This window comes from Novosphingobium sp. SG707 (assembly GCF_012275515.1).
In the GTDB taxonomy this organism is placed as follows: domain Bacteria; phylum Pseudomonadota; class Alphaproteobacteria; order Sphingomonadales; family Sphingomonadaceae; genus Novosphingobium.
Genome location: NZ_JAAZQL010000004.1, coordinates 374,712 through 400,829, shown reverse-complemented (window position 1 = coordinate 400,829; position 26,118 = coordinate 374,712). Strand labels below are relative to the sequence as shown.

Annotated in this window: 20 protein-coding genes; 11 read left to right on the top strand and 9 right to left on the bottom strand. The window is 63.7% G+C overall.

The window, feature by feature from the left end; translation table 11 throughout:
* Window positions 1-11: 11 nt before the first annotated feature.
* Window positions 12-815 carry a phosphate ABC transporter ATP-binding protein PstB gene (gene pstB, locus FHW92_RS14365; protein WP_168604109.1) on the top strand — a complete coding sequence of 268 codons (804 nt, stop codon included), beginning with the start codon at window positions 12-14 and terminating at the stop codon, window positions 813-815.
* 248 nt (window positions 816-1,063) lie between these two features.
* Here pstB and hemA read toward each other — a convergent pair whose 3' ends face one another.
* Both hemA and murI read right to left on the bottom strand, forming a co-directional pair.
* Window positions 1,064-2,278 carry a 5-aminolevulinate synthase gene (gene hemA, locus FHW92_RS14360; RefSeq protein WP_168603933.1) on the bottom strand — a complete coding sequence of 405 codons (1,215 nt, stop codon included), beginning with the start codon at window positions 2,276-2,278 and terminating at the stop codon, window positions 1,064-1,066.
* A gap of 160 nt (window positions 2,279-2,438) precedes the next feature.
* A complete protein-coding gene (murI, locus tag FHW92_RS14355) occupies window positions 2,439-3,254 on the bottom strand; it encodes a glutamate racemase (RefSeq protein WP_168603932.1) in 816 nt (271 codons plus the stop codon).
* Window positions 3,255-3,386: 132 nt separating this feature from the next.
* Here murI and plsY point away from each other — a divergent pair, with 132 nt between their 5' ends.
* The 4 genes from plsY (at window position 3,387) to FHW92_RS14335 (ending at window position 9,742) form a co-directional block, all read left to right on the top strand.
* Entirely contained in the window at window positions 3,387-4,004 is a 618-nt protein-coding gene (plsY, locus tag FHW92_RS14350) for a glycerol-3-phosphate 1-O-acyltransferase PlsY (protein WP_168603931.1), read from the top strand.
* A complete protein-coding gene (gene dprA, locus FHW92_RS14345; RefSeq protein WP_168603930.1) occupies window positions 4,001-5,227 on the top strand; it encodes a DNA-processing protein DprA in 1,227 nt (408 codons plus the stop codon). Before plsY ends, dprA begins: the two co-directional genes overlap by 4 nt.
* Before the next feature lie 302 nt (window positions 5,228-5,529).
* Window positions 5,530-8,157 carry a type I DNA topoisomerase gene (gene topA, locus FHW92_RS14340; RefSeq protein ID WP_168603929.1) on the top strand — a complete coding sequence of 876 codons (2,628 nt, stop codon included), beginning with the start codon at window positions 5,530-5,532 and terminating at the stop codon, window positions 8,155-8,157.
* A gap of 196 nt (window positions 8,158-8,353) precedes the next feature.
* The gene (locus FHW92_RS14335; RefSeq protein ID WP_168603928.1) at window positions 8,354-9,742 is read left to right on the top strand and encodes a DUF2029 domain-containing protein; all 1,389 of its coding nucleotides are present in this window, start codon (window positions 8,354-8,356) and stop codon (window positions 9,740-9,742) included.
* Here FHW92_RS14335 and FHW92_RS14330 read toward each other — a convergent pair whose 3' ends face one another.
* From FHW92_RS14330 to lepB, 5 genes are all read right to left on the bottom strand, one after another.
* Window positions 9,743-11,380, bottom strand: a complete 1,638-nt coding sequence (locus FHW92_RS14330) for a hypothetical protein (protein ID WP_168603927.1) — start codon at window positions 11,378-11,380, stop codon at window positions 9,743-9,745.
* A gap of 9 nt (window positions 11,381-11,389) precedes the next feature.
* On the bottom strand, window positions 11,390-12,988 hold the full coding sequence (locus FHW92_RS14325) for a glycosyltransferase family 39 protein (protein ID WP_168603926.1): 1,599 nt from the start codon (window positions 12,986-12,988) through the stop codon (window positions 11,390-11,392).
* A gap of 212 nt (window positions 12,989-13,200) precedes the next feature.
* Window positions 13,201-14,115, bottom strand: coding sequence for a GTPase Era (gene era, locus FHW92_RS14320; protein WP_172249264.1), 915 nt, complete (start codon window positions 14,113-14,115; stop codon window positions 13,201-13,203).
* Window positions 14,112-14,843, bottom strand: a complete 732-nt coding sequence (gene rnc / locus FHW92_RS14315) for a ribonuclease III (RefSeq protein WP_246870162.1) — start codon at window positions 14,841-14,843, stop codon at window positions 14,112-14,114. The genes era and rnc overlap by 4 nt, the downstream gene beginning before the upstream one ends.
* The gene (gene lepB, locus FHW92_RS14310; protein ID WP_168603925.1) at window positions 14,840-15,688 is read right to left on the bottom strand and encodes a signal peptidase I; all 849 of its coding nucleotides are present in this window, start codon (window positions 15,686-15,688) and stop codon (window positions 14,840-14,842) included. The genes rnc and lepB overlap by 4 nt, the downstream gene beginning before the upstream one ends.
* 240 nt (window positions 15,689-15,928) lie before the next feature.
* Here lepB and pgi point away from each other — a divergent pair, with 240 nt between their 5' ends.
* The 3 genes from pgi (at window position 15,929) to gorA (ending at window position 21,041) form a co-directional block, all read left to right on the top strand.
* Entirely contained in the window at window positions 15,929-17,458 is a 1,530-nt protein-coding gene (gene pgi / locus FHW92_RS14305) for a glucose-6-phosphate isomerase (protein ID WP_168603924.1), read from the top strand.
* A gap of 157 nt (window positions 17,459-17,615) precedes the next feature.
* On the top strand, window positions 17,616-19,604 hold the full coding sequence (locus tag FHW92_RS14300; RefSeq protein ID WP_168603923.1) for a prolyl oligopeptidase family serine peptidase: 1,989 nt from the start codon (window positions 17,616-17,618) through the stop codon (window positions 19,602-19,604).
* 90 nt (window positions 19,605-19,694) lie between these two features.
* Complete coding sequence (gorA, locus tag FHW92_RS14295; RefSeq protein ID WP_168603922.1) at window positions 19,695-21,041, top strand: glutathione-disulfide reductase; 1,347 nt, start codon at window positions 19,695-19,697, stop codon at window positions 21,039-21,041.
* Between the two features lie 202 nt (window positions 21,042-21,243).
* Here the strand turns inward: gorA and aroB are convergent, their stop codons facing one another.
* Together aroB and FHW92_RS14285 are read right to left on the bottom strand one after the other, a co-directional pair.
* Window positions 21,244-22,350: a 3-dehydroquinate synthase gene (gene aroB / locus FHW92_RS14290; protein WP_168603921.1), complete on the bottom strand. Its 1,107-nt coding sequence runs from the start codon at window positions 22,348-22,350 to the stop codon at window positions 21,244-21,246.
* A 7-nt stretch (window positions 22,351-22,357) separates the two neighbouring features.
* Window positions 22,358-23,020: a shikimate kinase gene (locus FHW92_RS14285; RefSeq protein ID WP_246870161.1), complete on the bottom strand. Its 663-nt coding sequence runs from the start codon at window positions 23,018-23,020 to the stop codon at window positions 22,358-22,360.
* An 89-nt stretch (window positions 23,021-23,109) separates the two neighbouring features.
* On the opposite strand from FHW92_RS14285, the gene FHW92_RS14280 reads away from it, so the two are divergent.
* From FHW92_RS14280 to FHW92_RS14270, 3 genes are read left to right on the top strand one after another with little or no spacing between them, the layout of a single operon-like run.
* Complete coding sequence (locus FHW92_RS14280; RefSeq protein ID WP_168603919.1) at window positions 23,110-23,319, top strand: hypothetical protein; 210 nt, start codon at window positions 23,110-23,112, stop codon at window positions 23,317-23,319.
* Window positions 23,319-25,205 carry a hypothetical protein gene (locus FHW92_RS14275; protein WP_210428502.1) on the top strand — a complete coding sequence of 629 codons (1,887 nt, stop codon included), beginning with the start codon at window positions 23,319-23,321 and terminating at the stop codon, window positions 25,203-25,205. The genes FHW92_RS14280 and FHW92_RS14275 overlap by 1 nt, the downstream gene beginning before the upstream one ends.
* Before the next feature lie 4 nt (window positions 25,206-25,209).
* Window positions 25,210-26,109 (top strand): tyrosine recombinase, encoded by a 900-nt coding sequence (locus tag FHW92_RS14270; protein ID WP_282599755.1) that lies wholly within the window; start codon window positions 25,210-25,212, stop codon window positions 26,107-26,109.
* Window positions 26,110-26,118 lie beyond the last annotated feature (9 nt).

The window sequence follows — 26,118 nt, the reverse complement described above, 5'->3', positions numbered from 1 at the left end:
TGCCCCCGCCGATGGAGCAGCGGGTGCTGGATGTGCGCGGGCTGAACTTTTTCTATGGCAAGCATCAGGCGCTGTTCGGCGTCGATCTGCCGGTGGCGCGGGGCAAGATCACGGCGCTGATCGGGCCGTCGGGCTGCGGGAAATCGACGCTGCTGCGCACGCTCAACAAGATCTACGACCTCTATCCCGGCCAACGCGCCGAGGGGCAGATCCTGTTCAATGGCGAAAACCTGCTGGGCGGGGGAGAGGCGGTGGAGGACGCGCCGCCCGCTTCCGGCGCGCCTATCAACGGCGACAATGCCCGGCTGCGCGCGCGTATCGGCATGGTGTTTCAGCGGCCGACGCCTTTTCCGATGTCGATCTATGAAAACATCGCCTTTGGCGTCCGGCTGCACCGCAATGTTTCGCGTGCGCAAATGGACGAGATCGTCGAAACCTCACTAACCCGCGCGGCGCTGTGGGACGAGGTCAAGGACAAGCTGGACAAGTCGGGCCTGAGCCTGTCGGGCGGGCAGCAGCAGCGCCTTTGCGTGGCGCGCGGGATCGCGGTCGAGCCGGAAGTGCTGTTGCTCGACGAGCCGGCCTCGGCGCTCGATCCTTTGTCCACGGCCAAGCTGGAAACGGCGCTGATTGAGCTCAAGCAGAGCTTCACCATCGTCATCGTCACCCACAATCTGCAGCAGGCGGCGCGGATTTCGGACTACACCGGCTTTATGCTGATGGGCAAAATGGTGGAATTCCGGCCCTCGGGTGAGGCCTTTGTGCGGCCTGCGACGGCGGCGATGCGGGATTATGTGACGGGTAGGTATGGGTAAGAAAAGAGATGATGCGAGGGTCTAGACCCTCGCGCTCCCGTTACTGTCTGCGTTGTGCCATGGGTTCGGCCAATGGGTGTCGGACGCAGCGTTTCAAAATTAAAGCCTGCGGCGCTTTTGAGCATAAACTCTCCGCGCCGCAGGCTCTCAAATTCTGTTCAATTGACCTCGCCAACCCGGCACCACCTCATTAATGGGATTGCAAAGGGACAAGTCCCTTTGCCCGCCGGAGGCATAAAACCCCGCAATCAAGCCGCCAGCTTCAACTCCAGCCGATCCCAGATTTCCACCAGCGCGGCGGTCAGATCGCGCATCATGGCCTCGGTATGCTGCGGCCCGGGCGTAAAGCGCAGACGTTCGGTCCCGCGCGGCACGGTGGGGAAGTTGATGGGCTGCACATAGACGCCATATTCGGCCAGCAGAATGTCGCTGATCTTCTTGGCCTTGACCGGATCGCCCACCATCAGCGGCACGATATGCGTGGTCGAATTCATCACCGGCAGCCCGGCCTCGCGCATCATGGCCTTGAGGCCCGCTGCCGCCGCCTGCTGGCCATCGCGCTCAACGCTCGACGCCTTCAGATGACGAACCGAGGCCAGCACGCCCGCCACCAGCACCGGCGAGAGCGAGGTGGTGAAAATGAAGCCCGGCGCATAGGAGCGGATCACATCGATGATGCGCTTGTCGGCCGCGATATAGCCGCCCATCACGCCAAAAGCCTTGCCCAGCGTGCCCTCGATAATGTCGATGCGGTGGGCGGCATTGTCGCGATCGGTGATGCCGCCGCCGCGCGGGCCATACATGCCCACGGCGTGAACCTCGTCGATATAGGTCAGCGCGTTGTACTTTTCCGCCAGATCGCAGATTTCGTGGATCGGGGCGATATCGCCATCCATCGAATAGACCGATTCAAACGCCACCAGCTTGGGCACGTTGGGATCGGTTTCCTTCAGCAGTTCTTCCAGATGCTCGACATCATTGTGACGGAACACCTTCTTTTCCGCGCCCGAATTGCGGATGCCGGCAATCATGCTGGCATGATTCAATTCGTCGGAAAAGATTACGCATCCGGGCAGGATCTTGGCCAGCGTGGAGAGCGTGGCATCATTCGACACATAGCCCGAGGTGAAGAGCAGCGCGCCCTGCTTGCCGTGCAGGTCGGCCAGTTCTTCTTCCAACTGGATATGGTAATGGGTGTTGCCGCCGATGTTGCGCGTACCGCCCGACCCTGCGCCCACGTCATGCAGCGCTTCCTCCATCGCGGCGATCACCTTGGGGTGCTGCCCCATCGCCAGATAGTCGTTGCTGCACCACACCGTGATCGGCTTGGGGCCGTTATGTCCGGCAAAACAGCGCGCGTTGGGATAGGCGCCCTTGTTGCGCAGGATGTCGATAAACACGCGATACCGCCCTTCGGAATGCAGGCGGTCGATAGCTGCGTCGAAAATCTGGTCGTAGTTCACTGGCTCTAATCCTGAACGGCACCGTATGGATCCGGCTTTCCGGCTCTCCCCCGTTAGAACATATGAGGGGATGCATAAAATGACCAGAGTCAAACAGTGAGATAGGGCATTCTGTCCAAAAGTAGTATTTGTCTTTATCGCATGGCGACCATTAAGGGGATCAGAACAAGCCGATGCGCGTCAATCCGCGCTGGTTCAACGCAGGCTCCAGCCCGGCGATCCCATCCCCACTGGTGAACAGGGCAAGGTCTTCGGCATTGCGTTTAAACTCCTGACCTTGCGTCAAAAAGGCGATGCGGCGCGCGATGCCGTCGGCCCCGTCGATAAAGCGCACGCCCGGACCAAATGCCTCGCCCAATTCCTGCGCCAACAGCGGGAAATGGGTGCAGGCCAGCACCACCGTGTCGATGCGATCCCCTTCCGGCTGATCGCGCAGGCCTGCAACCGCGCGCGCAATCAACCGGGAATCGACCGGCAGCCCCCGCAATTTTGCTTCCGCCGCCTCGACCAGTTCGGGCGCACCATGGCGCAAAAGGCGTTTATCGGCGGCAAATTCATGCTCCAGTCGATCCACATAGGCCTGACGGATCGTCGCCTGCGTGCCCAGCAATCCGATCACGCCGGTCTGCGTCATCGCGGCGGCAGGCTTGATCGCGGGCACCGTGCCCACAATCGGCACCTCCAGCACCTCGCGCACGCTGGCCAGCGCGATCGTGCTGGCCGTATTACAGGCGATGCAGACCAGGCGGGGGCGCAAACGCTCGGTCATCCGCCCCAGCAGGCCCGACACCCGCGCGGCGATCTGCGCCTCGGTTTTGGTGCCATAGGGCAGCCCGGCATTGTCCGCGACATAGATGACCGGGGCATCGGGCAAATGGCGGCGCAGCGCGTCCAGCACGGTCAATCCGCCGACGCCTGAATCGAAGAGCAGGATGGGGGCGGAAGGGGCGATCAGTTCGTCGGGAGTCGGGGCCATGTCAGCCCCTCTTTACGAGCGATTGCGGCAAAAAGGAAAGAGAAGGGGGTTCGACAAAATCGCCGCTGCGACTAAAGGAGGGGTGAACGCGCCTTCTGGTTAAAGCATGGGGCGCTAAAAAGGGTGAATGCAATGTCTTTGATGGTGGCCTCGGTGCTGGGTTATGCGCTGGGTTCGGTGCCTTTTGGCCTGCTGTTGACGCGGGCCTTTGGCGCGGGCGATCTGCGCTCGATCGGTTCGGGCAATATCGGGGCGACCAATGTGCTGCGCACCGGGCGTAAAGGTCTGGCGGCGGCCACGCTCCTGCTCGATGGCGGCAAGGGGGCGGCGGCGGTGCTGATCGCGGGCATGCTGCCTGCCGGGCAATTTGCCGATGGGGCCGCGGGGGCGACATGGCTGGCGCTGGCGGGCGGGGCCGGGGCGATGGTGGGCCATTGCTTCCCGGTCTGGCTGAAGTTCAAGGGCGGCAAGGGCGTGGCCACTATGCTGGGCGTGGCGTTGGGGCTGGCATGGCCGGTCGGGCTGCTGTGCCTGCTGGCATGGGTGGGCATGTTCCGGCTCTCGCGCATTTCCAGCGTGGGCGGGATGAGCGCCGCGCTGGCCGCGCCGATCGGCGCATTGGCGCTGGGCCATACGGCGATGGTGCCGGTGCTGGCCGCGTTGGCCGCGCTGGTGCTGTATCAGCATCGTGAGAATATCGCCCGCCTGCGCGCCGGAACCGAGCCGAAAGTGGGCGCGAAAAAGGGATGAGTGAAACGGGCGAGGAGGCGCAGTCCGGCACGGGCTTCACCCTGACGCGCGAGGAGGGGCTGGCGCGGATACGCCTGATCCGCTCGCCCAACATTGGGCCGGTGACCTTTGGGCAGTTGCTGCGCCGGTTTGGCGATGCGCGCCGGGCGCTCGACGCTTTGCCCGATCTGGCCGCGCGGGGCGACGGGCGCGCCAGCGGCAAGGGGCGTCAGCCCTATCGCGCGGTGGATCCCGGCGTGGTCGAGGCCGAGATCAAGGCCGTCCGCGCCGCCGGTGCGCGCTATATCTTTCATGATTCGCCCGATTATCCCCCCTTGCTGCGTCAGGTCGATTCGGCTCCGCCTTTGCTGATCGCGCGCGGGCGGGCGGATCTGTCGCGGGCCGCGCCGGTGGCCATGGTGGGCGCGCGCAATGCCAGCGCGGGGGCGATGCGGCTGGCGCGCGAAATCGCGGGCGGGCTGGCCGAGGCGGGCTATCCGGTGGTGTCGGGGCTGGCGCGCGGCATTGATGCGGCCGCCCATGAAGGCGCGCTAGCGGGTCGGGGAGAGGCTTACACCAACGCCGGCACGATTGCCGTCATCGCCGGCGGCATCGACATCGCGTATCCACCCGACCATGCCGCGCTGCAATCGCGCATTGCCGAGGAGGGCCTGCTCCTGACCGAGGCGCCGCCCGGCGTCGAGCCAACGCAGCGTCATTTCCCGGCGCGCAACCGCATCATCGCCGGGATCGCCGCGGGCACCGTGGTGGTCGAGGCCGCGCTCAAGTCCGGTTCGCTGATAACCGCGCGGCTGGCGGGCGATTACGGGCGCGAGGTGATGGCGGTTCCCGGCTCCCCGCTTGACCCGCGCAGCCATGGCTGCAACGAAATGATCCGCGACGGCGCCATCCTGATCCAGCGCGCCGAGGACATTATCGAGCTGATCGCCAGTTTCGACGGCGTGCCGCGTTCGCATTTTCATGAAGAGGATCACGGCCCGCTGGCCGGCTTTGGCGGCGAGAGCCATTTTGAAGAGGCGCAGGAGGCGCCAGAAGACGCGGATGGCAGCGCCGATGCCAATGACCGGATTGCCGCGCTGCTGGGCCTGGCCCCGGTGGGCGTGGACGAGATCGTGCGCCAGTCGGGCCTGAGCGCCGGGGGTGTGCAGATGGTGCTGATCGAACTGGAATTGGCCGGGGTGATCCAGCGCCATGCCGGGGGCCGGGTCAGCCGCATCCTGTGATCGGGGATTAAGTGGTCTCATCGCGCGCTCCGTAAAAGCGCGTGGATTTTCGGGGCAGGCGCCGCGCGGGTAAAGTTGCGATAGTTCCGAAACGAACCCGCCTGTGTCTTATGCCTGTCAAAATGCCATGGAAATGGAGGCGCCTCACGCCCTCTTGACGAAGGCCCACCGCTCCCGCCACCCTCGCGCGTATACGTGAGGCCCCGGCGGTCAAAGGGGCAACCGGGCTTCACAAGTCTTTCAATTGGGGGCATGGCCGGATCGTCGGCCCTGCGGCCATTGCAGATAGTACAAGAGAAACCATGCAGCTTGTTATTGTCGAATCCCCGGCCAAGGCGAAGACCATCGAGAAATATCTCGGCAAGGATTATCGGGTGCTGGCCAGCTATGGCCACGTGCGCGACCTGCCGCCCAAGGATGGATCGGTGCGGCCCGATGAAGATTTCGCGATGGATTGGGAGCTGTATGGCGACAAACAGGCCCGTGTGCGCGAGATTGCCGACCTTGCCAAGCAGGCCGACCGACTGATCCTGGCGACTGACCCTGATCGCGAGGGTGAGGCGATTTCGTGGCATGTGAAGGAATTGCTGGCCAAGCGGCGGGCGCTGCCCAAGGAGGTCGAGCGCGTCACGTTTAACGCGATCACCAAGGATGCCGTGACCACGGCGATGAAGCACCCGCGTGAGCTGGATCAGGATCTGATCGATGCCTATCTGGCGCGGCGGGCGCTCGACTATCTGTTCGGCTTCACGCTTTCGCCGGTCTTGTGGCGCAAATTGCCCGGCGCGAAATCGGCGGGCCGCGTGCAGTCGGTGGCGCTGCGTCTGATCGTTCAGCGTGAGCGTGAGATCGAGGTCTTCAAGCCCGAGGAATATTGGCAGGTCATCGCGCGTATGATGCACGATGGTTCGCAATTCCCGGCGCGTCTGGTCAAGTTTGAAGGCAAGAAGCTGGAGAAGCTGAGCCTTGGCGATGCGGGCATTGCCGATCGCGCCAAGGCGGCGGTCGAGGCTGGCGCCTTCCGCGTGGAGGAGGTGGAGACGAAGCCGGTCCGCCGCAATCCCTATCCGCCTTTCACCACGTCGACGCTGCAGCAGGAAGCCGCGCGCAAGCTGGGCTTTTCGGCCAGCCACACGATGCGCGTGGCCCAGACGCTGTATGAGGCAGGCGCGATCACCTATATGCGTACCGATGGCGTGCAGATGGACCCCAGCGCCATTTCCGCCGCCCGCCGCGAGATTACCGAGCGTTTTTCCGGCCATTACTGCCCCGAAAAGCCGCGCCATTATGAAACCAAGGCCAAGAACGCGCAGGAGGCTCACGAGGCCATCCGCCCGACCGAATTTGGCCGCGACCATTACGGCAGCGGCGACGAGGCGCGCCTGTATGACCTGATCTGGAAGCGCGCTTTGGCCAGCCAGATGGCCTCCGCCGCGCTGGAGCGCACCACGGTGACCATGCGCGACGGCACCGGGAGCCATGAACTGCGCGCGACGGGTCAGGTGGTCAAGTTCCCCGGCTTCATGGCGGTCTATGATGAAAGCCGCGACAACAAGACCGACGATGATGACGATGCAAACCTGCTGCCCCTGATGAACAAGGGCGACATGCCCATGAAGCAGGGCGTGGAGGCCACCCAGCATTTCACCCAGCCCCCGCCGCGCTATTCCGAAGCGTCGCTGGTCAAGCGGCTGGAAGAGCTGGGCATCGGGCGCCCCTCGACCTATGCGGCCACGCTTCAGGTCTTGAAGGACCGCGCCTATGTGCGCACCGAAAAGAACCGCTTCTTTGCCGAGGAAACGGGCCGTCTGCTCACTTCCTTCCTCGAACGTTTCTTTGACCGCTATGTCGCCTATGACTTCACGGCGGGCATGGAGGACGAGCTGGACGATGTGTCGGGCGGGCGGGCGCAGTGGCGCGCGGTGCTTGAAGAATTCTGGAAGGATTTCAAGCCCAAGTCCGACGAGGTGATGGAGAAGAAGCCCTCGGAAGTGACCGAGGCGCTGGATGAATTCCTCTCCGATTACCTCTTCCCCCCGCGTGAGGATGGGACCGACCCGCGCAAATGCCCGCAATGCAAGGCGGGGCGTTTGTCCTTGCGCGGCGGCAAGTATGGCGCATTTGTTGCCTGCTCAAACTATCCCGAATGCAAGTTCACCCGCAAATTCGCCCAGCCCGGCGGCAGCGCGGATGCGGGCGAGGAAGGCGAACTGGGCAAGCACCCGGAGACCGGCGAACCCATCATGCGCAAGGCGGGCCGCTTTGGCCCCTATATCCAGATGGGCGAGGGCGACACGCGCAAGATGGCCTCGATCCCCAAGGACATTGGCGAGATGACGCTGGACTGGGCGGTCAAGCTGCTGTCCTTGCCGCGCACCATCGGGCCGCATCCCGAAAGCGGCGAGCCGATCACCGCCAGCATCGGCCGCTATGGCCCCTATCTGGCGCATAGCGGCAAATATGCCCGGTTGCGCAGCACGTCCGAGGTGTTTGAAACGGGCATGAACCTTGCCGTGACCAAGCTGGCCGAGGCGGCGGCGGGCGGCGGGCGCAGCCGCAATGCCCCTGCCGAGCCGCTCAAGGTGTTTGGCGCCCATCCCACCACCGGGGGAGAGATCAAGCTGCTGGCGGGCCGTTACGGCGCCTATGTCACCGATGGCACGACCAATGCCACGCTGCCCAAGGCGGTCGAGCAGGACAAGCTGACGCTCGAACAGGCGATCGCGCTGATCGATGAAAAGGCGGCCAAGGGGCCGAGCACCAAGGGCAAGAAGAAGGCGCCCGCGAAAAAACCCGCGCCCAAGAAGGCCGCTCCGAAAAAGGAAGCGGCCAAGAAGGACGATGGCGAAGCGGCAGCCAAGAAACCCGCCGCCAAGAAACCGGCGGCGAAAAAGGCTCCTGCGAAAGAGGCCGCCGCCGCAAAGGGGTGATTTTGGTGGTCCCAAAACCCGATCCTCGCGCAACCCGCTTCGCTTCGAAGCGGGTTGTGTCCTATCCGGGGCAGGCGCCCCATTAATGCCTTTGGGCCTGCCCCGGGCGGGCGATTTTGCTTTCATTCCCACTGGCCTGTGCCATGACGGGCCGGTGGGGAAGGCATGAATCATTTGTCCGGGACATATTATTTTGATGGGCTATTCGCTTTGGCTTAAGCGGCCGCTTGCACGACTCAATCAGCTTGTTTTCGATTACCGCCTTTACCAGCCCACCCGAGCCTTTGCCGCGCTGATCGCGATCATGGCGGTTCGGGCGCTTGTCGATGATATTTATCATGCCTTTGGCGGTCCGGGCCGGTGGAGCATGTTTTTTGACCCGGCCGATCTGTTCGCCGATTTCGCCAAGGTGGCCACCGCTTACAAATTCGCCTTCACGGACGTCATGGCCAAGGGGCAATACAGCCATTGGCCGCAACTGTTTCAGGACTATCTGTTGAACAATCTCGGCGCGGCGGACGATTCGCTGCGCAATATCAACGATCCCCATTCCCATACGATCACGACTTTGCATATCCCGCCGCTGACGGCGATCATCTTTGTCCTGGGGGCCATGACGATGGCATCGGCCGGGCCGATGGCGGCGGTTTTGGGGTTCATGGTCGCGTATATGGCGCTTGGCGTGGCGGTGATGCGGATATTTGCCCATCTGTGCGATGCGCCCAGACCGGTCACGTGGTTTTGCGGTTTTGCGCTTTGCCTGTCCTATCCTGCCATCTGGATGCTGACCCGCGAGAATGTCGCGGGTTTTGCGATGCTTCTGGTGTTCTTCTATCTGTTGACACTGTGGGCGGACCGGTGGCGCTGGATGGGATGGATCGCGCTGGGGCTGGCCTTGAACCTGCGGCCCGAACCGGCTGTTCTGGTCCTGCTGGAGCTGCAGGGCGAGGCGCCGGTCGGACGCAAGCTGGTTCGGATGATTGCGCCCGGATTGGCCGCAGTGGGGATCGCGGCGCTCAGCCTGCAGGTCATCCATGCGCTCTATCCGGTCTATACGGTCGAGCATTTTTTCAAGGGTCTGGCGATTTACCACCGTGTCTATGCGCAGGGCAGCATGGGCAATGACTGGAACGTGTCCTTGCAGTTCCTGCCCCGATTGCTGGGCAAGGCGCTGGGCATGGGGCCGGGATGGGATGAGATCACCGGCAAGATCTTTTCGGCCGGCGGCGTCGCCGCGCTGGTGCTGGGCGCGCGCAAGGCCGCAAGGCGAGGGATGGATCGCCATGAATGGCTGTTTTTCCTGACCGCCTTACCGCTGCTGACCTTGCCGGTGATGGCCTATTATCACCTGCTGCGGATCGTGCCCCTGCTGGTTTTCCTGATGCTGGATCTGTCGCAGCGCCCGCCCCGGCCGGGGGATAGCCGTCTGACGCTGCTTGGTCTTGTCGGGCTGGTCGTGTCGCCTTTGGGCACGAATGACACGCATGGCCCGATCGTGGCGCTGGTGCTGCTGGCCGGTTGCCTGTTCGTCATGGGCCGCGCGGGCCTTGTCGGGGCCGAGGGGCAGGTGCGCCCGAACGGATAGTCAGAACATGGCGCGCGACAGGCAGCAGACTTCGCCCGACGCCCGCGCATGTCGGCGCGTGGCCTGGTCGAGAAAACGGCAATGGACCACCGCGCCATCCATGCCCTGACTTTTCAGATAGGCCAGAGGATCGGTGACCGCGCCGCGCCATTGGGGGTCGAGCACCGAAAGGTGATGATCGGGCAGGCGCGACTGCATGAAGGTGAAATAGGTGGCGTCATCGATCAGCAGCCGTTGCCGATGATTGTCGGGATCGATCCCGCAAAGCGCGGCAGCCTTGCGGATCGTCGCTCTGGCCCGGTCATAGTGGAAAACGGGGACGGAAAGCGGCTGCTCGGCCAGATAGCCGCCAGCCTGCGTGGCCTGAACCAACGAGGGGCCATAGATGGCGCCCACCATCACCACGCTGAGCAGCATGGCGATGCCGGTGACGGCGGCCATGGTTTGCAGGCGCGGCGTCACGCCCGGTGCCCCGTTCGGCTCCCTGCTTGGCCCGGCGCAAAGCGCGCAGGCAAAGGACATCGCCAACAGCGGCAGGACGAAGGCGGCCTCATAGCAATTGCGCACCATCTGCACCGAGGCATAGGCCGATGCGATGCCGAACAGCAGCAGCGCGAAGACGACCCGCAGATCAAGCATGGCCCATATCCCGCCCTCCCGCACCACGCGCCACAGAGCGCCCGCAGCCAACAGAAAGGCGATGAGCCACAAGGCGATCATCGCGGCGGACCACGCGATCTGCTCCAGTTTCGTCACGAGGTGATAGGGCAGCCAATGCGACATGGGCGTCACATCGGGCGCGGCCAGCGTGACATAGGCGGGCAGATTGTCATTGGCCAATGCGCGCAGCGCCAGTTTCACGACGCTGCCCTCATAATGCAGGCTTTGTTGGGCGTGCTGTGCGGCCAGCATGCTATCGGCCGGGCATGACAGCCGGGCGAACCAATATTGGGCCGAGGCAGCAGCCAGCGCCAGCAGGGCCGCCGCCCAGAGCAGACGCCAGAGGGCAGGGCTGCGCTGCGGCGCGATACAGGCCAGGAACAGCGGGACCAGCACCAGCGCCTTGAAATGATAGGACAGCGCGATCCCGGCCAGCAGGATGATCGCCGCCGGACGCCACCATGACATGCGCTGGCGCCCATCCCATGCCACCAGCATCGCGGCCAGCGCGGCCAGCAGGATCGGCTGTTCAGGGCGGCTCCACACCAGTTGCAGCGGAAGCGTACCGAGTCCCAGCAGGCCCAGCGCGATGACGACCACCGCGCGATGCTGCGCCGCGCCGGCCGCCATGCGCCGGATCAGGGCAAGGAACAGCCCCGTCCAGCCCAGCGCATAAAGCACGCCCGAGAAACGCACCCAAAAGGGATCGGGAAAGCCCGTGTTGAAAAACGCCGAATACCATCGCACCGGCCACATGAACCACAGCGGCCGGGCCAGCGTGGATGGCCCGCATTGCTCGGAATAGAGCTTGTCCACGCCGTCCAGCCAGCCCCGTTCCTGAAGCCGCCAGCCTATCTCATCGCTGTACACCGGCGTCAGTATGGCCAGCAGAAGGGCCAGAACAAAGACGCCGATGATCAGTCGCGCAAAACGGGGCGAGCCCATCAGGCTGCGCAGGTTAAAGGCAGAGAGGACCATGCAGAATTGTTACTGTGCCGGTGTCGTCGCAGCGTTTTTCAGCACGAACAATTGATAATGGCGGCTGCCGATGAAGGGATCTGCGAATTTGCGGTAATGCTCTTTCAGGCCATCCATCAGGATTTGGCGCGACTGCCAGTTGACCGGCTTGGAAAAGGGCGTCTCCAGCATCACCACCACCTGCGGACGCCGGGCCAGAACCGCCCGCATCTCGCTGTTGGCATCGACCCCCAGCGCCCGCTGCTCGGTCAGATTGTTGAGGTGATTGGGAAAGACATAGCGCGTGACAAAGCAGGCGTTGGTCATGTGGTAGAGGATGGGGTCACCCTCGTTGATATAGACACAACCTTGCCCGGTGGGCGTGGCGGCCGCGTTGCGGATCATGTCGGCGGCCAGTTCGATCTCTTCGGTCGTGCCATGATGGCGCGTGTTGTAGATCGTCACCACGGCCGCCGCGATCATGCCGATGGCCAGCATGAAATGCGTGTACCAGCGGAACGGTCGTCCACGCCCCAGCGCGGGCGCGGCCAGCGCCATCAGCGGCACCAGCAGCGGCGCGACATAATGGTCATACCATGTGCCAAACAGCAGGAACCCGGCCACCGCCACAGCCGCCCAGATGCGCAGGAAACCTTGCGCCGGACGCGCGGCATAGCGCATCGGCGGCATCTGGCGCGGGGCCAGAAAGAGTGCTGCCCAGACCGGCAGCAGCGCAAGCGTTTCCTTGAACAGCCGGAACAGCGAACCGTCGAATTCCTCATGGCGGTCAAAGATCGAGAGGAAATTGGCCTGGGCAAAGGCCATGCCATGGCCCATCGCGATATAGGCACCCCACGCCGCCAGCGTGGGCAACAGCGCCACGCCCGCCCAGCCGGTGGCCGCTGCCAGAATGCGCCCATGCGACCAGCCCAGCGTCTGCGCACGGGCCATCAGCATCAGGCCAAAGGCGATGCCTTCGAACACGACCGTATATTTGATCTGAAGCGAGACGCCGACCACCGCCATGATCGCCAGACCATGGAGAAACAGCCGCCGGTCGGTCTTGGCCGTCCATACGACCATCATGCCAAGGCCCGCCAGGGCCATCAGCAGATTGTAGAAAACCGGCGCCTGTCCGCCAAAGCAGAAGAAGGCGGAGAGGAACAGTTGATAGGCCACGCCCGCCCACCACGCCCCCATCGGCGAGGCGATCTCGCGCGCCATACGATAGATCACCAGCGACGTGCCCGCCACGCAGGCCAGCGCCACCAGTTGATATTGCAGGATCCCGTCGCCCCCCAACAACCGGATCGCACCATAGAGCAGGAACAGCCCGATCGGCTTGCGATCCCAAATGTCCACAAAGGGCACCGCGCCATGCAGCATGCGGTCGCCCACCAGCAGATAGAACTGCTCGTCTGCATGGATAATCGGATAGCCCAGCGTAGCGCCGCGCAGCAGAAGCCCCACCGCCAGATAGGCAAAGCCCATCAGCAGCAGATTGACCCCGCGCACCGCGCCCAGCCCAGCCCTTTCGCCCACGCCCGACAGGGGCTGGCCGGCTTTGGGAGCTTCCGCCTTGGCTGCACCCCGCAACCGCGCCGGAAGTTCTGCGATATATTCGACCATCAAACACTCCGTCCGTCTGATCGCCCTTGCAAACCGCGACAGACCCCCATCTGCATTGCGGCCAGGCCATCAACCCCCGATGCCCAGATTTGCTTCTGTGCTGTTACTTCATGGTATCGAACCAAACCGTCTTGTCGCAGTTTTCATCCGATTTGCCATATTCTTTGCCATATTCTTTGTATGTCTGTCCCACAAAAGATCGGAAGGGTGTCTCAGCGCACCCATTCCAGTCCGATTTCCTCGTAAATCTCGCGCGCATCGGCCCAGTTTTCGTCGACCTTGACGTGCAGGAACAGATGCACCTTGACCCCGAGCAGCTCGGCCAGCTCGGTCCGGGCGGCCTCGCCGATCGCTTTCAGCCGCGCCCCGCGCTTGCCCAGCACGATCGACTTCTGGCTTTCGCGGGCGATGACGATCTGCTGGCGGATCTCGACGCTGCCATCCTTGCGGTGGGTATAGCTTTCGGGGCGCACGGTGCTGTCATAGGGCAGCTCGTCATGGAGCTGGCGATAGAGCTGTTCGCGGGTGATTTCGCAGGCCATCAGCCGTTCCGAGGCATCCGACACCTGATCTTCCGGGAAATTCCACGGGCCTTCGGGCATCAGATCGGCCAGACGCGCCTTCAACTGCGCCACGCCGTCGCCGGTCGAGGCGGAGATGAAGAACACCTCGGCAAAGTCCACCGCCTGCGTCAGTTCCTGCGCCAGAACCAGCAGCGGCTCCTTGGGGCACAGATCGACCTTGTTGAGCGCCAGCAGCTTGCGTTCCGGGCGAGCTTTCAGCGATTCGAGGATTTCCTCCAGCCCCTGCCGGTTCTTCTTGGCGGCATCCACCACCAGCAGGATGGCGTCGGCTTCGCTGGCGCCTTCCCATGCGGCGGCCACCATCGCGCGGTCCAGACGGCGGCGCGGGGCGAAAATGCCCGGCGTGTCGGCAAGGATGATCTGGGCATTATGCTTGGGCGACTGTTCCAGCGCGATGCCCATCAGGCGGGCGCGGGTGGTCTGCGCCTTTTGCGAGACAATCGCCACCTTTTGCCCGACCAGCGCGTTGACCAGCGTGGACTTGCCCGCATTGGGGGCGCCCAGCACGGCCACCAGGCCGCAAGATTCTGCGATTTCACTCATCCAAATTGCCTTAAAAATGCGGCGGCCGCCTGGGTTTCGGCCTCCTGTTTGCTGTTGGCCACGGCCTCGACCTCGCCCACGCCCTTGACCGCCACGGCGACGGTAAAGCGGGCGGCATGATCGGGGCCTGAACGATCGACCAGTCGATATTCGGGCGGCTTGCGGCGATTGCCGGCGGCCCATTCCTGAAGCGCGGATTTGGGATGCTTGGCCTGCCCCGCCCGTCCGCCGACCTCTTCGGCCCAAAGGCTGCGGATCATGGCGCGGGTGGGTTCAAAGCCGCGCGTGACAAAGGAGGCACCGATCAGCGCTTCCATCACGTCGCCCAGGATATTCTCGCTGTCCGACCCGCCATCGTCGCGTGCCTGTTTGCCAAGGCGGATATGTTCGCCAAGCCCGATCCCGCGCGCAATGGTGGCGCACATCTGGCGGCTGACCAGCACGTTCAATCGCTGCGACAGGCGACCCTCGGCCGCGCCCTCGCTTTGATACAGCCATTCGGCAATCGTCAGGCCCAGTACCCGGTCGCCCAGAAATTCGAGCCGCTGATAATCCTCAAGCCCTTTGCCGCGCGCATTATTCTGGGCCGAAAAACTGCCATGGGTCAGCGCGGCGGTCCATTCGGGCGCGCCATCGGGATCAACGCCGATCACGCGGGTCAGAAATTCCCGCGTGGCCTCAGGAAGCGCCGGATTGTTGACAGGCTTTGTCGTAAGCGTCTTGCTCAAAAGGTGCCCCCGATCCGGTTCCAGCGCGCGGCGGTCAGCCAGGTCCAGGGCTTGTACCACGAAACCGATCCGTCGGTCGACCACATCACGATGGTGGCGCGGCCCACCAGATTGCCCTGGGGCACATAGCCGATGCCGCCCACCTCGACGGGGAAACGGCTGTCCTGCGAATTGTCGCGGTCATCGCCCATCAGGAAAAGCGCGCCTTCGGGCACGATATAGGGCATTGTATTGTCCTGCGGCGTGGTTTCCATATCGAGCACGTTATACGACTTGCCCGGTTTCCCGTTATCGGCGGGCAGGGTCTCGCGATATTGCGGATAGTGGCAGATGGTCTTGCCATCCTTCACCGTCTCGTAATTCACGCTCATGCCATAGCGCGGCTGATAGCAGGAGGTGTTGGGCGAGACGGCGATCTCGAAATCCTCGATCTTCTGCTTGGGCACGGCATTGCCGTTGATGTAGAGGACGCCGCCCTTCATCTGGATCGTATCGCCCGGCAGGCCGATCACGCGCTTGATCCAGTCATCCTGATTGGTCGGCGGGGCCTTGAAGATCACCACATCGCCGCGCTTGGGCTGGGTGGCCAGAATGCGGCCCGGGATCAGCGGCAGGCTGAAGGGCATCGAATAGCGCGAATAGCCATAGGGCCATTTGGCGGCCAGCAAATAGTCGCCATTGACCAGACGCGGCAGCATCGATTCGCTGGGGATGTTAAAGGGCGAGAAGATGAAGCTGCGGAACACAGCAACGATCACCACCAGCTTGATAAGGAAAACGAAAAAGTTCTCCTCCTGTTTTTCCGGTTTGGCGCCGGGCTTGGTGGCGGGTTCGGCTTGGCTCATCTTTGCTCATCCTTGAATCTGGCCGTGCTGCCATGTTGGCCAAGAAGCGCTGCGTCAAGCCATGGTTTGGCTGAGCAGGGGATGAACCGTGCATGTTTGGACCATCCTTGCGTCACAAAACGTATTCAGCGGGGCGATAAAAGGAAAAATGCTGCGCCGCACCCTTGGCCAATCCTTGCGCAAAGGGCATAGGTTCGGGCCAATTATTGATCGCATCTGCAAGACGGGAGTGAAGCGAACGTGTCCACCAACCAATCGGTCAAGGCTGCATGGGACCATCTGGCGGGCCTGCCTCGCCCCACGCTGGCGGAATTGTTCGCCGGCGATGCCGATCGTCTGGGCAAGCTGTCCACCCGTTTCGAGCTGGGCGAAGGGCTGGGGGGCATCCGCTTCGACTGGTCCAAGATGCATCTGGATGACGCGCATATCGCCGGGTTCGAAGCCTTGGCTGCGGCGCAGGATTTCGATGGCCGCCGCGCGCAATTGTTCGGCGGCGAAAAGATCAACAACACCGAAGGCCGCGCTGCCGAACATACCGCCCAGCGCGGCGTGGGCAAGGATACCAGCGTCGAGGAGGCCCAAGCTCTGCATCAGCGCATGGCCTCGCTGGTGGGCGCGATCCACGAAGGCGCGCTGGGCGAGGTCAGGCATCTGATCCATATCGGTATCGGCGGCAGCGCGCTCGGCCCGGCGCTGGCGATCGATGCGCTGACCCGCGACGGCTGCGTGGTGCAGGTGCATGTGGTGGCCAATATCGACGGCTGCGCGCTGGAGGCCGCTTTTGCCAAAGCTGACCCGGCCACGACGCTGGTCGCGGTGGCGTCCAAGACCTTCACCACCATCGAGACGATGACCAACGCCAGGTCGGCTCTGAACTGGCTGAAGGAAAATGGTGTTGATGATCCCTATGGCCGTGTGATCGCGCTGACCGCCGCGCCGGAAAAGGCGGTGGAATGGGGTGTGGATGAAACCCGCATTCTGCCTTTCCCCGAAAGCGTGGGCGGGCGTTATTCGCTGTGGTCGTCCATCGGCTTCCCGGTCGCGCTGGCGCTGGGTTTTGAGGAATTTGCCGAATTCCTCGGGGGCGCCGCGGCCATCGACGAACATTTCGCCAATACTTCGGGCGCGGACAATCTGCCCCTGCGCGCGGCCTTTGCCGATCAGCTCTACACCCGCCTGCGCGGTTGCCAGACGCGCGCCTGCTTTGCCTATGACGAGCGCCTCGCACTGCTGCCCGACTATCTGCAACAGCTCGAAATGGAATCGAACGGCAAGAGCGTTACCTTTGACGGCGCGCCGCTTGATGGCCCTTCGGCGCCGATCACCTGGGGCGGCGTGGGCACGGATGCGCAGCATGCCGTGTTCCAGCTTCTGCATCAGGGCACCATCGTGGTGCCGGTCGATTTCATCGCCAGCATCGCGCCGGGCGATCAGCTTGATCCCGCGCATCACCGCATCCTGCTGATGAACTGCTTTGCGCAGGGCGCCGCACTGATGGCGGGCAAGGATTCGGCGGATAAATCGCGCTCCTATCCGGGCAACCGCCCCTCGGCCACCATCCTGATCGACGACCTCTCGCCTGCCAGCCTTGGCGCGCTGATCGCGTTTCATGAACATCGCACCTTTGCCAATGCGGTGCTGATGGGCATCAACCCGTTTGACCAGTTCGGCGTGGAACTGGGCAAGCAGATCGCCAATGCCATCGACAAGGGCGAGGCCCAGTTCGACGCCAGCACCACCGCGCTGCTGGCCGAGGCCGGCCTGGCCTGAGCCACTCGACCAAGGTAAAAATGGACGGAATCGCGCTGTTTCTGCAAAGAAATGGCGCGATTTTTGTTTAAAAATTCATTGAGTTCCAGAATTGACTGTGCCTATTCTCCCAACGGGCAATATATTCGATAGGCGAAATACGGTTTACGGGGGCTTGATGATCGCGAAGCAGTTTGGCCGGGCGTACAGCAGCATGCTGACGCTGACGGCGGCGTTTGGATTGGGGTTTGGCGGACAAGCTCTGGCGCAAGGGGCAACGGCCGCACCAGTGCCGGCGGTTGAGGCGCCACACCGGCTCGAGGCTGCCGATTTCGCCGTGCTGCCCTTCGTGGGCGAGCCGACGCTTTCGCCCAATGGGGAATGGATGGGCGGGCTTTTTGCCATTGGCGGGCAAAAGCGGATCTGCGCCGTTGGTCTGTTTGCCGGGCAGGCTGCGCCCGCCTGCATCGGCATTCCCGATCTGACCGAGGCCCATGGGCTGGAGTGGGTCAACAATGACAATCTGCTGATCCATCTGACCGTGCTGCAGCCAGTGGAGGGCGAAAGATTCTATGTCAGCCGTCTGATCAATTTCAACCGGGTGACGCGCAAGATCACCAAGCTGTTCTGGGACAGCAAGGGGCAGTCGGCCGACCGGGTCCTGTGGACCGCCAGCGACGGCACGCCGACCGCCCTGATTGCGGGGCAGAATTCGATCTACATGAGCCCTGAATTCTGGCCCAGCATCTATCGTTTCAATGTCGAAACCGGCAGCCGGATGATGGTCCAGCAAGGGCGCGAGGATGTCATGCGCTGGTTCACCGATGGTGATGGCGTGGTGCGCATCGGTTATGGCTATGACGATCAGAGCCGCAAGTCGCGGATGATGTATCGTAATGGCGCCAATGAACCCTTTCGTGTGGTGGATCGCGCGGACGGGCGCAAGCGCGAGGATCTGATCTCGGTGGTCGGTTTTGGCGCCACGCCCGGCAGCGCGCTGATAATCCATGAGGACAAGGACAAGCATTCCGCCTTGTTCGAGGTGGATGTGGCCACGCAAAAAGATCTGCGCACCGTGTGGACCGCGCCTGAGGGAAGCTGGGTCGAGGGCACATGGACCGATCCGGACCGCAAGACGCTGTTGGGCGTGCGTCTGGGCGGCAAGGATGAGAAGCGGATCTGGCTGGACCCGACGCTGGCCGAAACGCAGGCCGCCTTTGCCAAGGCGGTGCCCGACCGGCGTGTGGGGATTGTCGATATCAACCGCGACCACACCCGCATGCTGGTGCGGATCGATGCTCCCGATGCGCCGGGCGCGATCTATTTCTATGACACCAACGAAGGCGTGCTGCACCGCATCGCCTTCCTGTCCGACCGGCTGAAGGGGCAGGCGCTCAACCCGGTGAAAATGGTGCATTACAAGGCGCGCGACGGGCTGGAGATCGAGGCGGTCCTGACCCTGCCCAAAGGCAAAGTGGCGAAGAACTTGCCCTTTGTGGTGATGCCCCATGGCGGGCCTTGGGCGCATGATACGCTGGACTATGATTATTGGGCGCAATTCGTGGCTCAGCTTGGCTATGGTGTGATCCAGCCAAATTTTCGCGGCTCGGATGGCTATGGTGAGGAATTCGAGCGCAAGGGCGAAGGGCAGATGGGCCTGGCCATGCAGGATGACCTCAATGACGCGCTGGGCTGGGCGGTGAAGGAGGGCATCGCCGATGGCAAGCGGGCCTGTCTGGTGGGGGCCTCCTATGGGGGCTATGCCACGATGTGGGGGCTGGCGCGCGATGCGGATGTGTGGCGCTGCGGCATCTCGATTTCGGGCGTGGCCAGCGTCCGGCGCGAGGTCAACGATATGGGCAATTCGCTCTACGGCAATAGCAATCAGGATGCATGGAAACGGATGACGCCTGATTTTGCCGCTGTTTCGCCCATCAATGCGGTGGACCGGATCAAGGCGCCGCTGATGCTGATCCATGGCAAGATGGATGTGACGGTCGATCATAGCCAGTCGGTGTCGATGGCGGCAAGGATGCGCGCGGCGGGCAAGCCGGTGGAATTCCTGTCCCTGCCCAAGGCCGACCATTATTTCACGCGCGAGGCCGATCGACTGGAATTGCTGAATGCGATTGAAGGATTTCTAAAAAAGAACAATCCTGCGGATTAATATTGTCAGTGTTGCATACTATCTATTGGCAAAGCCTTGTTCTGGCCCCATATCGGCGCGCAATGACATGTCCCCCGGTGGAGTTTGAAAATGGCCGAATTTGACTACGACCTGTTTGTGATTGGCGCCGGGTCGGGGGGCGTCCGGGCAAGCAGGATCGCGGCTGGTCATGGTGCGCGCGTGGCCGTGGCCGAGGAATTCCGCGTCGGGGGCACCTGCGTGATCCGGGGCTGCGTGCCCAAGAAACTGCTGGTTTACGCCAGCCAGTTTGCCGAGGAACTGCACGATACGGCCAAGCTGGGCTGGACGCTGGGCGAGAAGAGCTTCGACTGGGCGGCGCTGCGCGATTTCGTGGCCAGCGATGTCGACCGGCTGGAGCGGGCCTACACCTCCACGCTGGACAATAACAAGGTCGAGCATTTCCACGAGCGCGCCACCATCGCCGGGCCGAACACGGTGCGGCTGGCATCGGGGCATGAGATCAGCGCGAAATACATTCTGGTGGCCGTGGGCGCATGGCCGGTGATGCCCGAATTTCCGGGCAACGAACATGCGATCACCAGCAATGAGGTGTTCCATCTGGAGAGCTTCCCCAAGCGTGTGGTGATTCAGGGGGCGGGTTATATCGCGCTGGAATTTGCGGGCATCTTCAATGCTCTGGGCGCGCATGTCACGGTGGTGAACCGGTCGGACAAGATCCTGCGCAGCTATGATTCGAGCCTGACCGACCGCCTGCTGACGATGATGCGCGCGCGCGGGGTGGAGTTCCGCTTTGACGCGCCGATTGAGAGCATCATCAAGCAATCCGATGGCTCGCTCTGCGTCAATACCAAGGGTTTCCTGCCTATCGAGGCCGACGCCGTACTGGTCGCCACCGGGCGCAAGCCCAAGACGCCGGGGCTGGGGCTGGAAAATGCCGGGGTCGAACTGGGCGCAAATGGCCAGATCCCGGTGGATGAATATAATGCCACCTCCTGCCCCTCGATCTATGCCGTGGGCGATGTGACCGACCGGGTGCAATTGACGCCCGTGGCCATCCGCGAGGGCCATGCCTTTGCCGACACCGTATTCGGCGGCAAACCCCGCACCATCGCCTATGACCATATCCCCAGCGCCGTGTTCAGCCAGCCCCCTCTGGCAGGCGTGGGCCTGACCGAGGCGGCGGCGCGCGCGGCGGGGCATGACCTCAAGATCTTCACCAGCGATTTCCGCCCGATGAAGAATATGTTCCACGCGCGGGCGGAGCGCGGCTACTACAAGCTGATCGTGGATGCAGCGACTGACAAGGTGCTGGGCGTCCATATGATCGGGCCGGATGCGCCCGAGATCCTGCAGGCCGTCGCCATCGCGGTGAAGGCGGGCCTGACCAAGGCCGATTTCGACGATACGGTTGCGCTGCATCCCTCGATGGCCGAGGAATTGGTGTTGATGCGGTAAGAAGGTTTGAAGGGATTATCACGAGGGGCTAGCCCCTCGTGGCTCCCCGATACTGTCTTTGTTGCGCCATGGGTTCGGCCTTGCGCAATGTCGCACCGCCGGAGGCTATTAAATGCCTGCGGCGCTTCCATTTGGCGCTCACGGAAAGGTAGTGCGCGACAAAGACAGTAATGGGAGCGCGAGGGTTATGACCCTCGCATTTTTACCCTTCCAATTCTTCTCTCAAAAACGCCGAAACTTCCTCCAGCGTCACATCCTTGGTCAGGAAAGTCCCGCCGATCCCGCGCATCAACAGGAACGCCAACCGCCCCGCATCGACCTTTTTGTCATGCAGCGTATGGGCGGCCAATTGTGCCCCCGACACATTCAGCCCCAGCGCGCGAATATCGGCGGGCAGGCCCACAGCGGCAATATGGGCAGCCACGCGCTCGGCCTCATCCGTGCCCATCAGCCCACGCCGCGCCGAAAACCGCGCCGCCAGCACGCAGCCCAGCGCCACCGCCTCGCCGTGGAGCAGGCGGTCGGAAAAGCCGGTTTCGGCTTCAAGGGCATGGCCGAACGTATGGCCAAGGTTGAGCAGGGCGCGCAGGCCCGTGGTCTCGAACTCGTCTTCCGCCACGATGCGGGCCTTGGCCGCGACCGAGTAGGCCACCGCATGTTCGCGCGCGGCCCGATCGCCCGAGAGCATCGCTTCGCCATTGGCCTCGCACCATGTGAAAAATTCCGGGTCGTTGATCAGCCCGTATTTCACCACCTCGGCATAGCCCGAAGCCAGTTCGCGCCGGGGCAGGGTATCGAGCGCATCGAGATCGGCCAGCACCAGCGAGGGCTGATGAAACGCGCCGACCAGATTCTTGCCCGCAGGCGTGTTGATCGCGGTCTTGCCGCCCACGCTCGAATCGACCTGTGCCAGCAGCGACGTCGGCACCTGAATGAAATGGCACCCGCGTTTGAGCATGCTGGCGGCAAAGCCGGTCAGATCCCCGATCACCCCGCCGCCCAGCGCGATGATATGGTCGCCCCGCTCCACCTCCAGCGCCAGCAGCCCATCGACCACCGCCACCAGATTGGCCCAGCTTTTCGTGGATTCGCCCGCAGGCAGGATATGCCATGCCGCGCTCTTGCCCGCCGCCGCCAGGGAGGCATCGACCGCCGCCCCCCAAGCCTTATGCACATTCGCGTCCGTAATGACCGGCACGACGGGCTTGCGCAGCCGCGCGCCCGCTTCCTGCGCCAGATTGGCGATCAGCCCGGCGCCCACGCGCACTTCATAGGGGCGGCCGGCAATATCGACAGAAATAATCGGCATCGTTCAATCAGCCTTTCGCGCCATGGGCATCAAGCCATTCGTCCAGCGAGACCATCAGACTGGCCAAGGTGCGAGAATGGGGCACATTGCCGCTCATCACCTTGATCGGGGCCTGCGAATAGAAAGGTTCACGGCTGGACTTGAGATTGGAGAGAATTTCGCGAGGGTTTCCGGTTTTCAGCAAAGGCCGGTTGCCCTTGCGCGCGGTGCGGTCCACCAGCGTTTCCAGTTCCGCATCCAGCCACACCGCGATCCCGCGCGCGAGAATCAGTTCGCGCGTGGCATCATTCACAAAGGCCCCGCCGCCGGTCGACAAAACCTTCAGCCCCGCCTTGCCGTTACCCGCATGAGGCAGTTTCAGCCCCTTGATCGCATCGCCCGGCGTGTTTTCGCCCAGAAGCCGCGCAATCACCCGCCGTTCGCCCTCGCGAAAGAAAGCCTCGCCGTAAGTAGCGAAAATATCGGGAATCGGCATATGCGCAGCCTTCTCGATCTCGTCATCGGCATCGACAAAAGGCACACCCAGCAGCGCGGCCAGACGCCGCCCAAGGCTCGTCTTGCCCACGCCCATCATGCCCACCAGAACGATGGGGCGGTCGATATGCGCCAGAACTGCGGCCAGATGAGCGGCCTCGGCTGCGCTTTCGGAAAGAGTGTGATCTTCATCCATTGCCGGGTTGCCTATACTTTTGCTAACCGGCGGCGCAAGCATAGCATGATGTCGGGCCGCTTCGGGCCGCTGTTTCGAGGATTTTGGCGTTGAGTATCACGATCCGGCGCGATAGCGGCAAGAAGAACGGCAGGAACGGATCGGGCAAATCCTATCGCCTCTGGTGGTTGTCGCTGGTCCTGATGCTGGCGGGCGGCCTTGTGGCGCTGGCCTGGATCAAGGGCGGGCCGGTGCAGATGCGCGAAGTGGCGGTGGAACTTTCGACCAGGCAGGTCGGCGTGAACGGACAGGTGAAGTGATGAAACGGATTGCCAGGCCTCTCCTTGCCTGCTCGCTGGTGGCCTTGCTGGGCGCGGGCGGTGCATGGGCGCAGGGCGGGCCCGAATCGCTGCTGCCTCCCGGTTTTGACCGCCCCGCCGCGCGGCCCACGCGCGCGCCCGCGCCTGCTGCACCGCCTGCGCGACCCGGACAGCCGCGCGTCGATATCGGCCCCAATCCCGAACCCACCATCGCCGCCCAGCCGGTTGTCGAGGCGCCATCGGGCATCGGCGCGCTTGGCGCGGCCACGGCGACCGGGCCGGTTGTGCTGCCGAGCGGGATCACCTCGTTTGAACAATTGATCGCTTTGCCGCCGGACAAGCTGGACCGGCTGCTGGGTCTCATCCCCAAATATGACATTCCCCCCGGCGCCCAGCGCGCGATGAAGGAGGTCGGTCTGCTCGATATGGGCGAGGGCGGCATGGCGCCGCAATCGCTGGCGGGCCAGAATGCGGGCCTCGTGCGCGCGGTGCTGGCGGGCAACAATGGCCAGATGGTGTCGCGCTGGGGCCATATTCTGGTGCGCCGGGCGCTGGCCTCGCGGCTGGATTCGCCCGCCGAGATGGCGCCCACCGAATTTGCCGCCCTGCGCGCCGCCCTGCTGCTGCGCATGGGCGAGGGCGTGGCTGCCCGCGCGCTGGTGCAGGACATTGACCCCAGCAATTACGATGGCTCGCTGACCCAGACGGCGATGGATGCTTATATTGCCACCGGCGATTTCACCGGCTTCTGCCCTGTGCTGCAACTCAACGCCTCGGCGCGCGATGATGCGGGCTGGCAGGTGATGCGCAGCATTTGCCAGACCTATGGCGGGGCGACCTCGACCGGCCAGTCCGAACTCGACCGTCTGGGCAAGGCCAAGGTGCTCTCGGGCATGGATATGGAGCTGGCGCAGAAATATGCCGGGGCCGTGGGCGGCGCGCGGGCGCGGGCGGTCAAGATCGAGTGGGACAATGTCAATGACCTGACCCCGATGCGCCATGGGTTGACGCTGGCGGTGGGGCTGGCCCCGCCCGATGCGCTGCTGGCCAAGGCCGGGCCGGTCTATGCCGACATGACCGCGCTCTCGCCGATGGCCGGGCTGGGCCTGCGCGCCGATGCCGCCGATGTGGCGGGGGCGATGGGCGTGCTGTCGGGCGCGGCGATGGTTGATCTCTACAGCCAGATCTACAGCAATGATGATATCACCGGCGGCCCTGCGGAGCGCGCGCTCCTGCTGCGCGATGCCTATGTGGGGGTGGCCCCGGCCGACCGCGTGGCCGCGATGCAGCAATTGTGGGATGGGGCCGCCAATCCCTATTCGCGCTATGCCCGCATGGTGCTGACGGCCTATGCGGCGGCGCGTCTGGCGCCTTCGGCGGATCTCAATGCGCAATCGGGTGATCTGATTGCCTCGATGCTGAGCGCCGGGCTGGACGGCAATGCGGCGCTGTGGCGGCCGGTGGTCGAGGCGGGATCGCCGGGCTGGGCGCAACTGGCGCTGGGCCTGCCGATGTCGGGCGAGGCTGATACAGGGGCGATCGAGACCTTTATCGGCAATGACAAATCCGATGGCCAGCATCGCAGCGCCATGCTGATCGCTGCGCTGTCGGGGCTGGGGCGGATCAAAGACAGCACGCGCGATTCGCTGCTGGGCAAGGTCAAAGGCAGCGTGGCGGGCCAGACCCGCTGGACCGGGGCGATTGATACGGCGGCGGGCGTGAACAATGCCGCGCTGGTGGCCTTGCTGGCCGGATTGGGGATGCAGGGCGACAGTTGGGCCAAGATGACGCCGCGCTATCTCTATCACATCACCTCGGCGCTCAGCCGCGTGGGGATGGCGGCCGAGGCGCGGATGATCGCGGCCGAAGCGGTGGCGCGCGGGTGAGGCTTTGACGCGCGAGCCTAGCGCGGCGGTGGCGGCTTTCCTCGCCATGCTGGCGGCGGAGCGCGGCGCGGCGGCCAATACGCTGGCGGCCTATGAGCGCGATCTGCGTGGGGCCGAGGATGAGCTGGGGGATATTGAACATGCCGATGTGGCCGCGCTGGAACGGCTGGCGGCCACTTGGGGGCATCTCTCGCCAGCCAGCGTGGCGCGCAAATCCTCGGCTTTGCGGCAATTCTACGGTTTCCTGATCGACGAGGGCTGGCGCGAGGACGATCCCAGCCCGGCCCTGCCGCGCGTGGCCCAGCGCCGACCTTTGCCGCGCATTCTGGGGCATGAGGATATCGCCATCCTGTTCGCCCGCGCCGAGGAAGAGGCCACAGGCGACAGGCGCGAGCCCTTGCGCACGCTGGCCTGTCTGGAATTGCTCTATGGTTCGGGCCTGCGCGCGACCGAGCTGGTATCCCTGCCGATCCGTTCCGCGCCGCGCGATGCGCCCTTGCTGACCATCACCGGCAAGGGCGGGGTGCAGCGCATGGTGCCGATCAGCGCGCGCGCGGGCCATGTGCTGCGCCGCTGGATCGCGATCCGGGGCGCTGGGCGGGATTCGCGCTTTATGTTCCCCTCCACCGGCAAGGATGGGCACCTGACACGGGTGCGCCTGTTTCAATTGCTGCGCGAATTGGGGGCGCGGGCGGGGCTGGACCCCACGCGGCTGTCACCCCACGTGCTGCGCCATGCCTTTGCCACCCATCTGCTCGAAGGGGGCGCGGATCTGCGCGTGGTACAGACGCTGCTGGGCCATGCCGACATCGGCACGACCCAGATCTATACCCATGTCGATGCGGCGCGTCTGGTCGAATTGGTGAACCAGCGCCACCCTTTGGCGGCCAGAACGGTTGGCTGACGGCTGAAA

Coding starts and splice junctions, on each gene's coding strand:
- pstB (WP_168604109.1), top strand. CDS start 12: ATGGAGCAGCGGGTGCTGGATGTGCGCGGGCTGAACTTTTTCTATGGC.
- murI (WP_168603932.1), bottom strand. CDS start 3,254: ATGGCCCCGACTCCCGACGAACTGATCGCCCCTTCCGCCCCCATCCTG.
- plsY (WP_168603931.1), top strand. CDS start 3,387: ATGTCTTTGATGGTGGCCTCGGTGCTGGGTTATGCGCTGGGTTCGGTG.
- dprA (WP_168603930.1), top strand. CDS start 4,001: ATGAGTGAAACGGGCGAGGAGGCGCAGTCCGGCACGGGCTTCACCCTG.
- topA (WP_168603929.1), top strand. CDS start 5,530: ATGCAGCTTGTTATTGTCGAATCCCCGGCCAAGGCGAAGACCATCGAG.
- FHW92_RS14335 (WP_168603928.1), top strand. CDS start 8,354: ATGGGCTATTCGCTTTGGCTTAAGCGGCCGCTTGCACGACTCAATCAG.
- FHW92_RS14330 (WP_168603927.1), bottom strand. CDS start 11,380: ATGGTCCTCTCTGCCTTTAACCTGCGCAGCCTGATGGGCTCGCCCCGT.
- FHW92_RS14325 (WP_168603926.1), bottom strand. CDS start 12,988: ATGGTCGAATATATCGCAGAACTTCCGGCGCGGTTGCGGGGTGCAGCC.
- era (WP_172249264.1), bottom strand. CDS start 14,115: ATGAGTGAAATCGCAGAATCTTGCGGCCTGGTGGCCGTGCTGGGCGCC.
- lepB (WP_168603925.1), bottom strand. CDS start 15,688: ATGAGCCAAGCCGAACCCGCCACCAAGCCCGGCGCCAAACCGGAAAAA.
- FHW92_RS14300 (WP_168603923.1), top strand. CDS start 17,616: ATGATCGCGAAGCAGTTTGGCCGGGCGTACAGCAGCATGCTGACGCTG.
- gorA (WP_168603922.1), top strand. CDS start 19,695: ATGGCCGAATTTGACTACGACCTGTTTGTGATTGGCGCCGGGTCGGGG.
- aroB (WP_168603921.1), bottom strand. CDS start 22,350: ATGCCGATTATTTCTGTCGATATTGCCGGCCGCCCCTATGAAGTGCGC.
- FHW92_RS14285 (WP_246870161.1), bottom strand. CDS start 23,020: ATGGATGAAGATCACACTCTTTCCGAAAGCGCAGCCGAGGCCGCTCAT.
- FHW92_RS14275 (WP_210428502.1), top strand. CDS start 23,319: ATGAAACGGATTGCCAGGCCTCTCCTTGCCTGCTCGCTGGTGGCCTTG.